Consider the following 12,352-nt stretch of genomic DNA (forward strand, 5'->3'; position numbering starts at 1 on the left):
TTAATATTACTGTAGGGTAGCCCGTTATGACGGCTCTCAACGATGCGGAGCGTGCCGCCATCCGACGTGATGCAGAGGGCAGGGACAAGCGGGGCTCGGAGCGGGCCCCGAAGCGAGCCCTGCCCGCCCGCGTCACGGGGACGGGTGAGACGGCCGGCGGCCGCGGAGGCGACGGAGCACGAGTTGGCAAGACACCGGCATGGTTGCCGTCGCGGCGCTTCATCGCCGCGGTCATCGCGATCGGCGGCATGCAGCTGTTGGCCACGATGGACAGCACCATCGCCATCGTCGCACTGCCGAAGATTCAGGATGAACTCAACCTCTCCGACGCGGGCCGCAGCTGGGTCATCACCGCCTATGTGCTGACCTTCGGCGGCCTGATGCTGCTCGGTGGCCGACTCGGCGACACCATCGGCCGCAAGCGCACCTTCATCGTCGGCGTCACGCTGTTCACCATCGCCTCGATCCTGTGCGGCATCGCATGGGACGAGGCCACCCTGGTCATCGCCCGGCTGCTGCAGGGGGTGGGCGCGGCGATCGCGTCGCCGACAGCGCTGGCGCTGATCGCCACAACGTTCCCGAAGGGCCCCGCACGCAACGCGGCCACCGCGGTGTTCGCCGCGATGACCGGCGTCGGCTCGGTGATGGGCCTGGTGGTCGGCGGCGCGCTGACCGAGGTGTCCTGGCGGCTGGCGTTCCTGGTGAACGTGCCGATCGGGCTGATCATGATCTATCTGGCCCGCAAGACTCTGCGCGAGACCAACCGCGAGCGCCTGAAGCTCGACGCGGCCGGCGCCCTGCTGGCCACCATGGGCTGCACCGCGGCGGTGTTCGCGTTCTCGATGGGCCCGGAGGCCGGCTGGGTCTCGCCGGTGACCATCGCCTCGGGCGTCGCCGCCGTCGGCTGCCTGCTCGCATTCCTGTGGGTCGAGCGCACCGCCGAAAACCCGGTCGTGCCGTTCGAGCTGTTCCACGACCGCAACCGGGTCGCCACGTTCGCGGCCATCTTCCTCGCCGGCGGCGTGATGTTCACCCTGACCGTGACCATCGGGTTGTACGTGCAGGACATCATGGGCTATAGCGCGCTGAAGGCGGGCGTCGGCTTCATCCCGTTCGTGATCGCACTCGGCATCGGGCTGGGCTTGTCCTCGGCGCTGGTGTCGAAGTTCCCGCCCCGGGTGCTCGTGATCGGCGGCGGCGTCCTGGTTCTGGCCGCGATGCTCTACGGCTCGACCCTGGACGCCGGAATCCCGTACTTCCCGAATCTGGTGCTGCCCATCACGATCGGCGGCTTCGGTATCGGCATGATCGTCGTGCCGCTGATGATCTCGGCGATCGCCGGCGTCGGCTTCGACCAGATCGGCCCGGTGTCGGCGATCGCGCTGATGCTGCAGAACCTCGGCGGTCCCGTGGTGCTCGCGATCATCCAGGCGGTCATCACGTCGCGCACGCTGTACCTCGGCGGCACCACCGGCCCGGTCAAAGACATGAACCCCGCGCAGCTGCACGCCCTGGATCAGGGCTACGCCTACGGCCTGCTGTGGGTGGCCGCGGTCGCGATCGTCGTCGGCGGGGCGGCGCTGTTCATCAAGTACACCGCCGAGCAGGTCGCGCACGCCCAGGAAGTCAAGGACGCGATCGACGCGGGGGAGCTCTAAGTCCCGAAATCCGCCGGAAGGTGCGGGGTCAGTAAGGTGTTCGCCTGTGATCACCCGCATGTCCGAGCTGTTCCTGCGCACGCTGCGCGACGACCCGGCCGACGCCGAAGTCCCGAGCCACAAGCTGCTCATCCGGGCCGGATACGTCCGGCCGGTCGGCCCCGGCCTGTACAGCTGGCTGCCTCTCGGACTGAAGGTGCTGCGCAAGATCGAGAAAATCGTCCGCGACGAGATGGACGCCATCGGGGGACAGGAGATCCTCTTCCCGGCACTGCTGCCGCGTGCGCCCTACGAGACCACCAACCGCTGGACCGAGTACGGCGACACCCTGTTCCGGCTGCAGGACCGCCGCGCCAACGACTACCTGCTCGGGCCCACCCACGAAGAGATGTTCACCCTCACCGTCAAGGGTGAGTACTCGTCGTACAAGGATTTCCCGCTGCGGCTGTACCAGATCCAGAACAAGTACCGTGACGAGGCGCGGCCGCGTGCCGGCATCCTGCGCGGCCGCGAGTTCCTGATGAAGGACTCGTACTCGTTCGACATCGACGACGCCGGCCTCAAGAACGCCTACATCGCCCACCGCGAGGCCTATCAACGGATTTTCGACCGGTTGATGGTTCGCTACGTGATCGTCTCCGCGGTGTCCGGGGCGATGGGCGGCAGCGCCTCGGAGGAGTTCCTGGCCGAAAGCGAGGTCGGTGAGGACACCTACGTGCGCTGCGTGCAGTCCGGCTACGCGGCCAACGTGGAGGCCGTCATCACCACCGCGCCCGAACCGATCCCTTTCGACGGCCTGCCCGACGCCGTCGCCCACGACACACCCGACACCCCGACCATCGCCGCGCTGGTCGACTGGGCCAACGGCGCGAACCTGCCGAGCTTCTCCGGGCGGGCCGTCACCGCCGCTGACACGTTGAAGAACGTGCTGATGAAGGTGCGGGAGCCGGGCGGGGACTGGGAACTGCTCGCCGTCGGGGTGCCCGGCGACCGCGAGGTCGACGACAAACGCCTCGGTGCGGCGCTGGAACCGGCCGAGTACGCGATGCTCGACGACGCCGACTTCGCCCGCTACCCGTTCCTGGTGAAGGGCTACATCGGCCCGAAGGCGCTGTTGGCCAACGGTGTTCGCTACCTGGTCGATCCGAGGGTGGTGGACGGCACCTCCTGGATCACCGGCGCCGACGAGTCGGGCAAGCACTACGTCGACCTGGTCGCCGGCCGCGACTTCACCCCCGACGGCACCATCGAGGCCGCCGAGGTCCGCGAGGGTGACCCGTCCCCGGACGGCGCCGGGCCGCTGGTCGCCGCGCGCGGCATCGAGATCGGTCACGTGTTCCAGCTGGGTCGCAAATACGCCGATGCGTTCAGCGCCGACGTGCTCGGCGAGGACGGCAAACCGGTGCGGCTGACCATGGGCTCGTACGGCATCGGGGTGTCGCGGTTGGTCGCGGTGATCGCCGAACAGCACCACGACGAACTCGGCCTGCGTTGGCCGTCGTCGGTGTCGCCGTTCGACGTGCACGTGGTGATCGCCAACAAGGACGCCGACGCGCGCACCGGCGCCACCGAACTGGCCGCTCAACTCGACCGGCGCGGTGTCGAGGTGCTGCTCGACGACCGCACGGCCTCGCCGGGGGTGAAGTTCAAGGACGCCGAACTCCTCGGGGTGCCGTGGATCGTCGTGGTGGGCCGCGGATGGGCCGACGGGGTGGTCGAGCTGCGGGACCGTTTCGGCGGCGACAAGCGCGAGATCCCCGCGGCGGAGGCGGCCGAGCTGATCAGCGCCGCGCTCGCCGGGGCGTGACGGGAGGCTCTATTCGGTTCCGCCGGGGAACGCGACGGTGACCGAGGTGTCTCCGCGGATCGTGCGCCACCGTGCGGCGGTGATCGCGCATTCGGTCAGTGCGGTCACGCCGAAGGCTCGGACGTCCTGGTCGGTGGCCTGCTCGACAACGGCGCGCCAGGCCACCGCGGCGTCCTCCTCCATCGTGATCGCGAGGTTGACCGCGTCCTTCGGTGTGTCCACCTCCGACGGCATCCGGTAGCCGGCCGCGGGCAGGGCGGGCTCGACCCCGCGCTCCTCCAGGAGGGCGACGGCCGCTTCGCGCCGCTTGCGATGCTCTGCCATCGCGTCCGAGACCAGGTAGTTCACCTCCGGAGTCGAGTGCGCGGACACCAGGCCGTACCCGTAGATGGTGGCGTGCTCGGTGGCCAGGGCGTCGAACAGCGCGCCGTCGGCCGCGTCGTCGGGCCGCGACGGCGCGTCCGGGCGGGGTGAGGTCATCGCGCACCCCCCGCGCCGGCCAGGGCGACGGTGTAGGCGCACGTGCAGGAGGCGGCGATGGACGCCAGCAGTCCGGCCCGGTATCCGGACAGCGCGCCGGCCGCGGCCGCGGCGCTGTCAGCCGACGTGCGTAGCGCGCCGATCACGTCGTCGACCCGCGGTTCGGGCACCGACGCCGGGGTCGACGTCGTCGTGGCGGTGGCGCTGGTGGTCGGGGCGGCCTGCCCGGTCATGCGCACGATCTCCTCGGCCAGCGCCTCGGCGTGCGCCGAGCGCTGCGCGGCGACCTCTGTCAGCGCGTCGGCGAGCTGTCCGCGCGACGTGGTGGCGAGGTCGCCGGCGAGCCGGCTGTCGGAGCGGGCCCGGTCCAGTGCGGTGGTGAGATCGTCGAGGTCAGGGGGAGGCGACGGGGCGCCGCAGGCCGCAGCGCCGACACCCAAGGCGGCCAGGGCGGCCGTACCGACGAGCACACGTCGACGGCTGACGGTCGGCGGCTGGCTCGGCACGACCACATCCTGCCACCCCGTCCCGGTGCCGCGTGCTTTCGGTCCTTGACCCCTCGGCGCTGGCGTATCGTGGGGTGTCGGATTCGCAGGAGCCCTTCCTGCGGGCCGTGTCCGGACAACTCAAGACGAGGAGCTCGCCGTGGCGGAGCGGTCTGCGGGATTACCGTCGCAACGACAGGTGGTCGAACTGCTCGACGGCGAATTCGCGCGCGCCGGATACGACATCGAGGACGTGGTCATCGACACCGCCGCGCGTCCGCCGCGCATCACCGTCGTCACCGACAGTGATCGGGGCCTGGACCTCGATTCGATCGCCGAACTGTCCCGCACGGCGTCCGCGCTACTCGACGATCTCGACACCGCACCCTACGTGCTCGAGGTGACGTCACCTGGGGTGGACCGCCCGCTGACCACCGAGAAGCACTACCGCAGAGCGCAGGGCCGGCTCGCCCGGATCGCGCTGGTCGACGGCTCGACGCTGACCGGCCGCATCGGCCGCGTCGGCGACGGCACCGTCGGGGTCGTCGTGCGTGAGGCCCGGAACAACCTGACGGTCCGCGACATCGCGATCGACTCGATCGCCGAAGCTGTTGTCCAGGTGGAGTTTTCGCCGCCGAACCCACGGGAGCTGGAGCTGGCCGGCGTCTCCGGAGAGGAAGCCTGAGCATGAACATCGACATGGCGGCCCTGCATGCCATCGAAGCCGACAAAGGAATCACCGTCGACGTGGTGGTCGACACCATCAAGACGGCGCTGCTGACGGCCTACCGGCACACCGAAGGCCACGAGCCCGACGCCCGCATCGACATTGACCGCAAGACCGGCGTGGTCAAGGTCATGGCCAGGCAGACCGATCAAGACGGCAATGTGCTGCACGAATGGGACGACACCCCTGAGGGTTTCGGCCGGATCGCGGCGACCACGGCTCGGCAGGTGATCCTGCAGCGCCTGCGCGACGCCGAGAACGAAAAGAACTACGGCGAGTTCTCGGCCCGCGAGGGTGACATCGTCGCCGGGGTGATCCAGCGCGATGCCCGCGCCAATGCCCGCGGTCTGGTGGTGGTGCGGATGGGTAGCGAGACCAAGGGTTCCGAGGGCGTGATTCCGGCCGCCGAACAGGTGCCCGGTGAGAGCTACGAGCACGGCGACCGACTGCGCTGCTACGTCGTCGGGGTGACCCGCGGGGCCAGGGAACCGCTCATCACGCTGTCGCGGACGCACCCGAACCTGGTGCGCAAGTTGTTCTCGCTGGAGGTGCCCGAGATCGCCGACGGCTCGGTGGAGATCGTCGCGGTGGCGCGGGAGGCAGGGCACCGCTCCAAGATCGCCGTCGCGTCCAGGGCGCCCGGGCTCAACGCCAAAGGCGCCTGCATCGGGCCGATGGGGCAGCGGGTGCGCAACGTAATGAGCGAGTTGTCCGGCGAGAAGATCGACATCATCGACTACGACGAGGACCCCGCCCGGTTCGTTGCCAACGCGCTCTCGCCGGCCAAGGTGGTCTCGGTGACGGTGATCGACGAGGCCGCACGGGCGGCGCGGGTCATCGTGCCGGACTTCCAGCTGTCCCTGGCGATCGGCAAGGAAGGTCAGAACGCGCGCCTGGCGGCGCGGCTGACCGGCTGGCGCATCGACATCCGCAGCGACGATGCGGCGGCCGAAGGGCATCCCGGCCCGTCCGCGCACGCGCCGCGACCGGAGAGGTCCGGCGAACGGTCCGGCGAACACTGAGCCGACACCACTGGCCATTGCGCACCGGTTTTCCTCTCAGCACTGCGGTGACGGTAGACTCAGCCGTGGTCCAGCGCGAGACATCGGCTCGGATGCGGAAAAACACCGTCAAACCCTCGGGTGCACCGGTGCGGACCTGCATCGGATGCCGGAAACGAGAGCTGGCCGTCGATTTGCTCCGGGTTGTCGCTGTCGACTCCGGGAATGGCGAGCACGCCGTGACCGTTGACGAAGCGAGACGGCTTCCTGGGCGGGGCGCTTGGCTGCACCCCGATCCGGGTTGCCTGCAAGCCGCAGTTCGGCGGCGGGCGTTCAGCCGAGCGCTACGGATCACCGGTTCACCGGACATCACCGCGTTGTCCGACGCGTTCCCGACCGGGGGCGCCACGACACACTCGGGCTAGAGAACAGGTAAGCGAAGAACATGAGCACACCGTGAAGTCCCGATGACCATGCGTCATAGCTAAACCGAGGCGCGGCGCCTACCACCGCTGTCGCCTCCCAGACAGGAGATGTAGTGGCAGGTAAGGCCCGCGTGCACGAGTTGGCTAAGGAACTCGGTGTCACGAGTAAGGAAGTGCTCGCCCGGCTCAGTGAGCAGGGTGAATTCGTCAAGTCGGCGTCCTCGACGGTGGAGGCTCCCGTCGCGCGCCGGCTGCGTGAATCGTTCGGCGGATCCAAGCCGGACAAGTCCGCCGGTGCCGCCGGCGGAAACGGCTCCGCAGCAGCCGCGGCCAAGCCGGCCGCGCCGCAGAGCCGGCCGGCGCCCAAGCCCGGCCCTCCCGTAGTCCAGCAGCCCGCGGCACCGGCCGCACCGCCTGCGCCTCCGGCACCGCCGGCCGCGCCGGCGCAGCCCCCGGCCGCACCGCCCAGCCCGGCTGCCGCGGCCCCGCAGGCGACCCCCGCGGCACCGTCGGCCCGGCCCACCCCGACCCCCGGACCGCGGCCGGGTCCCGGCGGTCCCCGGCCGGGCGCCCCGAAGCCCGCGCCGAGGACGCCTCGCGTGGGCAACAACCCCTTCTCTTCGCAGCAACCGGTCGAGCGGCCGGCGCCCAGGCCGCAGGGTCCGGGCGGGCCCCGGCCCGGCCCCGGTGCCGGCGGCCCCCGCCCCGGTGGCGGCCCCCGCCCCGGCGCTACGCCCGGCAACATGCCGCCGCGCCCGGCCGGCGCGCGTCCCGGACAGGGCCCGCGCCCCGGTGGCGGCCCTCGCCCCGGTGGCGGCCCGCGCCCTGCACCCGGCGGCGTCGGCCGTCCCGGCGGCGGTGGCGGTGGCGGTAACTACCGCGGTGGCGGTGCCGGCGGTGGCGGCGGTGCCGCTGCAGGCGGTGGATTCCGCGGTCGTCCCGGTGGCGGCGGTGGCCGTCCCGGTCAGCGCGGCGGCGCCGCAGGCGCCTTCGGCCGTCCCGGCGGCGCCCCGAAGCGTGGTCGCAAGTCGAAGCGCGCGAAAAGGGCCGAATACGAGAACATGCAGGCCCCGGTCGTCGGCGGCGTGCGGCTCCCGCACGGCAACGGCGAGACGATCCGGCTGGCCCGCGGCGCGTCGCTGAGCGATTTCGCCGAGAAGATCAACGCCAACCCGGCCTCGCTGGTCCAGGCGCTGTTCAACCTCGGTGAGATGGTGACCGCGACACAGTCCGTCGGCGACGAGACCCTCGAGCTGCTCGGCAGCGAGATGAACTACGTCGTGCAGGTCGTGTCCCCGGAGGACGAGGACCGCGAGCTGCTGCAGTCCTTCGACCTGTCCTACGGCGAGGACGAGGGCGGCGAGGAGGACCTCGAGTTCCGGCCGCCGGTCGTCACCGTCATGGGTCACGTCGACCACGGCAAGACCCGCCTGCTGGACACGATCCGCAACGCCACCGTCCGCGAGGGCGAGGCCGGCGGCATCACCCAGCACATCGGCGCCTACCAGGTCACCGTCGATCTGGACGGCAACGAGCGGCCCATCACGTTCATCGACACCCCGGGCCACGAGGCGTTCACCGCCATGCGTGCCCGCGGCGCGAAGGCCACCGACATCGCGATCCTGGTGGTCGCAGCCGACGACGGCGTGATGCCGCAGACGGTGGAGGCGGTCAACCACGCCCAAGCCGCCGATGTGCCGATCGTGGTCGCGGTCAACAAGATCGACAAGGAGGGCGCCGACCCTTCCAAGATCCGTGGTCAGCTCACCGAGTACGGGCTGGTGCCCGAGGAGTACGGCGGCGACACGATGTTCGTCGACATCTCCGCCAAGGCGGGCACCAACATCGAGGCGCTGCTGGAAGCCGTCATCCTGACCGCCGACGCGTCGCTGGACCTGCGGGCCAACCCCGACATGGAGGCCCAGGGCGTCGCGATCGAGGCGCATCTGGACCGGGGCCGCGGCCCGGTGGCGACCGTGCTCATCCAGCGCGGCACGCTGCGGGTCGGCGACTCGGTGGTCGCGGGCGACGCTTACGGCCGCGTCCGCCGCATGGTCGACGAACACGGCGAGGACGTCACCGAGGCGCTGCCGTCACGGCCGGTGCAGGTCATCGGGTTCACATCAGTGCCCGGCGCCGGTGACAACTTCCTGGTCGTCGACGAGGACCGCATCGCACGGCAGATCGCCGACCGGCGCAGCGCGCGCAAGCGCAACGCGCTGGCCGCCCGCACCCGCAAGCGGATCAGCCTGGAGGACTTGGATTCGGCGCTGAAGGAAACCAGCCAGCTGAACCTGATCCTCAAGGGCGACAACGCCGGTACGGTCGAGGCGCTCGAGGAGGCCCTGCTGGGCATCCAGGTCGACGACGAGGTGGAACTGCGCGTCATCGACCGCGGCGTCGGCGGTGTCACCGAGACCAACGTCAACCTGGCGTCGGCGTCGGACGCGATCATCATCGGCTTCAACGTCCGTGCCGAGGGCAAGGCGACGGAGCTGGCCAACCGTGAGGGCGTGGAGATCCGGTACTACTCGGTGATCTACCAGGCCATCGACGAGATCGAGAGCGCGCTCAAGGGCATGCTCAAGCCGATCTACGAGGAGCGCGAGCTCGGCCGCGCCGAGATCCGGGCGATCTTCCGGTCGTCGAAGGTCGGCAACATCGCCGGCTGCCTCGTCCAGTCGGGCATCATGCGGCGCAACGCCAAGGCGCGCCTGCTGCGCGACAACGTCGTGGTCGCCGAGAACCTCACCGTGTCGTCGCTGCGCCGCGAGAAGGAGGACGTCACCGAGGTCCGCGACGGTTACGAATGCGGTCTGACCTTGACGTACTCCGACATCAAGGAAGGCGACGTCATCGAGACGTACGAGCTGGTCGAGAAGGCGAGGGCGTAGTGACCGAGCGCTCGCGCGAGGAGCGTCGTGCCTGATCCCGCACGGGCGAAACGGCTCGCCAAGCGGATCTCCACGGTCGTCGCCTCAGCCATCGAGTACGAGATCAAAGATCCCCGGCTAACCGGGGTGACGATCACGGACGCGAAGGTCACCAATGACCTGCACGACGCGACCCTGTACTACACGGTGCTGGGCCGGTCCCTTGACGAGGAACCCGACTACGAGGGTGCTGCCGCCGGGCTGGAGAAGGCCAAAGGTGTGCTGCGTACCAGGGTCGGCGCCTCGTTGGGGGTCCGGTTCACGCCGACCTTGTCGTTCGTCCGCGACACGGTGCCCGACGCGGCCCACCGCATGGAGGAGCTGCTGGCCCGGGCGCGGGCCGCAGATGAGGATTTGGCGAGAGTTCGGCAGGGTGCCAAGCACGCCGGGGAAACCGACCCGTACCGTGTAATGGGGGCGGAGGACGAAGCAACCGGGGACGCTGAGGACACGGGTGACTTTGACGCGCTCGATGACAGACGCGACGACTGACGTCCCGACCACCGCCCGATTCGGCGGCTCGGCCACCGTCAGCAGTGCGGCCGCCGCCCGATTGGGCGCGCACGTCGACGCCTCCGCAGCCGCCGAATTGCTGACGGCGGCCGACAGTGTCAGCGTGGTGTGTCACGTCTTTCCCGACGCCGACACCATCGGCGCCGGACTGGCGCTGGCGCTGGTCCTCGCGCAGGCGGACAAGAGCGTCCAGGTGAGCTTCGCCGAGCCTGACGAGCTTCCCGAGTCGTTGCACACGCTGCCGGGTGGGCACCTGCTGGTGGCGCCGCAGGACCTGCGCCGGGATGCCGACCTGGTGGTCACCGTCGACATCCCCAGCATCAACCGGCTGGGCGCGCTGCGCGAGCTCGTCGAGTCCGACCGCGACGTCCTGGTCATCGACCATCACGCGTCGAACCAGCTGTTCGGCACCGCCAACTTCGTCGACCCCGCCGCGGATTCGACGACGATGCTGGTCGCCGACCTGCTCGACGCCTGGGACAAACCGATCGATCTCGCGGTGGCGCACTGCCTCTACGCCGGGCTGACCACCGACACCGGGTCGTTCCGCTGGGCCAGTGCCCGCGCCCACCGGTTGGCGGCGCGACTGGTCGAGATCGGCGTGGACAACGCCGCGGTGAGCCGCACTCTGCTCGACACCCACCCGTTCGCGTGGCTGCCCATGCTGTCGCGGGTGCTGGGTTCGGCGCGCCTGGACACCGACGCGGCAGGCGGACGCGGTTTCGTCTACGCCGTCGTCGACCACGAGGAATGGTCGGCGGCGCGCTCGGAGGAGATCGAGAGCATCGTCGACATCGTGCGCACCACGCAGCAGGCCGAAGTGGCGGCGGTGTTCAAGGAGATCGGTCCCCGCCGCTGGTCGGTGTCGATGCGGTCGAAGTCGCTGGATGTGTCCACGGTGGCAAGCACTTTCGGCGGCGGCGGGCATCGGTTGGCGGCCGGCTATTCCGCGTCGGGAACTGCCGACGACCTCGTCGAGGCGCTGCGTACCGCCCTTGGTTGAGCCGGTCCCGGCGACCAACCGGCGGATCGCCGCGCTCGCCTTCCCCGCGCTCGGCGTGCTCGCCGCCGAACCGATCTATCTGCTCTTCGATCTGGCGGTCATCGGTCGGCTGGGCGCCCTGAGCCTGGCCGGACTCGCGATCGGCGCGCTGATCATGGGCGTGCTCAGTTCACAGCTGACCTTCCTGTCCTACGGCACCACTGCCCGCGCGGCACGCTTCTACGGCGCCGGCGATCGGCGGGCGGCCGTCGAGGAAGGCGTGCAGGCCACCTGGTTGGCGCTGGGTATCGGCACCACGATCGTCATCACCGTCCAACTGACGGCGGTGCCGCTGGTGTCGGCGCTGGCCGCCGGCGGCGAGATCGCCGAAGCGGCGCTGCCCTGGGTGCGCATCGCCAGTCTGGCGGTGCCCGCGATCCTGATCGCGGCCGCAGGCAACGGGTGGATGCGCGGCGTGCAGGACACCGTGCGCCCGCTGCGCTACGTGATCTTCGGCTTCGCGGTTTCGGCGGTGCTGTGCCCACTGCTGGTGTACGGCTGGCTGGGCGCCCCCGAACTGGGTCTGGCCGGCTCCGCGGTGGCCAACGTGGTGGGGCAGTACCTGGCGGCGGCATTGTTCTGCCGCGCGTTGGTCGTCGAGAAGGTGCCGTTGCGGCTGCGGCCGCAAGTGCTGCGCGCGCAGGTGGTGATGGGTCGCGACCTGGTGCTGCGGACCATGGCGTTCCAGGCCTGCTTCATCTCCGCCGGAGCGGTGGCCGCCCGGTTCGGGGCCGCCGCCGTCGCCGCGCACCAGGTGGTGCTGCAGCTGTGGAACTTCCTTGCGCTCGTCCTCGATTCGTTGGCCATCGCCGCGCAGTCGCTGGTCGGCGCCGCGCTCGGTGCGGGTCAGCTGAACCACGCCAAGACGGTGGCGTGGCGGGTGACGCTGTTCTCAACGGTGGCCGGTGTGGTGCTGGCGGCCGTGTTCGCGCTGGGTTCGCAGGTGTTCCCGACGGTGTTCACCGACGACCGTTCGGTGCTCGACCAGATCGGCGTGCCGTGGTGGTTCCTGGTGGCCCAGCTACCGGTCGCCGGAATCGTTTTCGCGCTCGACGGGGTGCTGCTCGGGGCAGGCGATGCGACGTTCATGCGCAACGCGACACTGATCAGCGCGCTGGTCGGCTTCCTGCCGCTGACCTGGCTGTCGCTGGCCTTCGGGTGGGGGCTGCTGGGGATCTGGGCCGGGCTGAGCACCTTCATGGTGCTGCGGCTGATGTTCGTCGGCTGGCGGGCGCTGTCGGGCCGCTGGCTGGTGCCCGGCACCCGCTGACGGTCGCCTTC

At 70.2% G+C, this 12,352-nt stretch carries 11 protein-coding genes; 9 read left to right on the top strand and 2 right to left on the bottom strand.

Annotated features, from left to right (window positions below):
• Window positions 1-26: 26 nt before the first annotated feature.
• Both KXD97_RS18925 and KXD97_RS18930 read left to right on the top strand, forming a co-directional pair.
• Complete coding sequence (locus KXD97_RS18925) at window positions 27-1,658, top strand: MFS transporter (RefSeq protein WP_260751575.1); 1,632 nt, start codon at window positions 27-29, stop codon at window positions 1,656-1,658.
• A 46-nt stretch (window positions 1,659-1,704) separates the two neighbouring features.
• The gene (locus tag KXD97_RS18930) at window positions 1,705-3,465 is read left to right on the top strand and encodes a proline--tRNA ligase (protein ID WP_260751576.1); all 1,761 of its coding nucleotides are present in this window, start codon (window positions 1,705-1,707) and stop codon (window positions 3,463-3,465) included.
• A gap of 9 nt (window positions 3,466-3,474) precedes the next feature.
• On the opposite strand, the gene KXD97_RS18935 is transcribed toward KXD97_RS18930, so the two are convergent.
• Together KXD97_RS18935 and KXD97_RS18940 are read right to left on the bottom strand one after the other, a co-directional pair.
• Window positions 3,475-3,945, bottom strand: a complete 471-nt coding sequence (locus KXD97_RS18935) for a ferritin-like domain-containing protein (RefSeq protein ID WP_260751577.1) — start codon at window positions 3,943-3,945, stop codon at window positions 3,475-3,477.
• Window positions 3,942-4,451: a hypothetical protein gene (locus KXD97_RS18940; RefSeq protein WP_260751578.1), complete on the bottom strand. Its 510-nt coding sequence runs from the start codon at window positions 4,449-4,451 to the stop codon at window positions 3,942-3,944. The genes KXD97_RS18935 and KXD97_RS18940 overlap by 4 nt, the downstream gene beginning before the upstream one ends.
• Before the next feature lie 139 nt (window positions 4,452-4,590).
• Here KXD97_RS18940 and rimP point away from each other — a divergent pair, with 139 nt between their 5' ends.
• From rimP to KXD97_RS18975, 7 genes are all read left to right on the top strand, one after another.
• On the top strand, window positions 4,591-5,115 hold the full coding sequence (gene rimP, locus KXD97_RS18945) for a ribosome maturation factor RimP (protein WP_260751579.1): 525 nt from the start codon (window positions 4,591-4,593) through the stop codon (window positions 5,113-5,115).
• Between the two features lie 2 nt (window positions 5,116-5,117).
• A complete protein-coding gene (nusA, locus tag KXD97_RS18950; protein WP_260751580.1) occupies window positions 5,118-6,179 on the top strand; it encodes a transcription termination factor NusA in 1,062 nt (353 codons plus the stop codon).
• A 92-nt stretch (window positions 6,180-6,271) separates the two neighbouring features.
• On the top strand, window positions 6,272-6,583 hold the full coding sequence (locus KXD97_RS18955; protein WP_396884386.1) for a YlxR family protein: 312 nt from the start codon (window positions 6,272-6,274) through the stop codon (window positions 6,581-6,583).
• A 113-nt stretch (window positions 6,584-6,696) separates the two neighbouring features.
• Window positions 6,697-9,477: a translation initiation factor IF-2 gene (infB, locus tag KXD97_RS18960; RefSeq protein WP_260751581.1), complete on the top strand. Its 2,781-nt coding sequence runs from the start codon at window positions 6,697-6,699 to the stop codon at window positions 9,475-9,477.
• A gap of 27 nt (window positions 9,478-9,504) precedes the next feature.
• Window positions 9,505-10,008, top strand: coding sequence for a 30S ribosome-binding factor RbfA (rbfA, locus tag KXD97_RS18965; protein ID WP_260751582.1), 504 nt, complete (start codon window positions 9,505-9,507; stop codon window positions 10,006-10,008).
• The gene (locus tag KXD97_RS18970) at window positions 9,989-11,032 is read left to right on the top strand and encodes a bifunctional oligoribonuclease/PAP phosphatase NrnA (RefSeq protein WP_260751583.1); all 1,044 of its coding nucleotides are present in this window, start codon (window positions 9,989-9,991) and stop codon (window positions 11,030-11,032) included. The genes rbfA and KXD97_RS18970 overlap by 20 nt, the downstream gene beginning before the upstream one ends.
• Window positions 11,025-12,341, top strand: coding sequence for an MATE family efflux transporter (locus KXD97_RS18975; RefSeq protein ID WP_260751584.1), 1,317 nt, complete (start codon window positions 11,025-11,027; stop codon window positions 12,339-12,341). Before KXD97_RS18970 ends, KXD97_RS18975 begins: the two co-directional genes overlap by 8 nt.
• The last annotated feature ends 11 nt before the right edge of the window (window positions 12,342-12,352 follow it).

Origin of the sequence: Mycobacterium sp. SMC-8, from assembly GCF_025263565.1 — a bacterium.
Lineage (GTDB): Bacteria > Actinomycetota > Actinomycetes > Mycobacteriales > Mycobacteriaceae > Mycobacterium.

Bases quoted from the DNA above. Each gene is read 5' to 3' on its own strand.
- KXD97_RS18925 (WP_260751575.1), top strand. From the start codon at position 27: ATGACGGCTCTCAACGATGCGGAGCGTGCCGCCATCCGACGTGATGCA.
- nusA (WP_260751580.1), top strand. From the start codon at position 5,118: ATGAACATCGACATGGCGGCCCTGCATGCCATCGAAGCCGACAAAGGA.
- KXD97_RS18935 (WP_260751577.1), bottom strand. From the start codon at position 3,945: ATGACCTCACCCCGCCCGGACGCGCCGTCGCGGCCCGACGACGCGGCC.
- KXD97_RS18970 (WP_260751583.1), top strand. From the start codon at position 9,989: ATGACAGACGCGACGACTGACGTCCCGACCACCGCCCGATTCGGCGGC.
- KXD97_RS18955 (WP_396884386.1), top strand. From the start codon at position 6,272: ATGCGGAAAAACACCGTCAAACCCTCGGGTGCACCGGTGCGGACCTGC.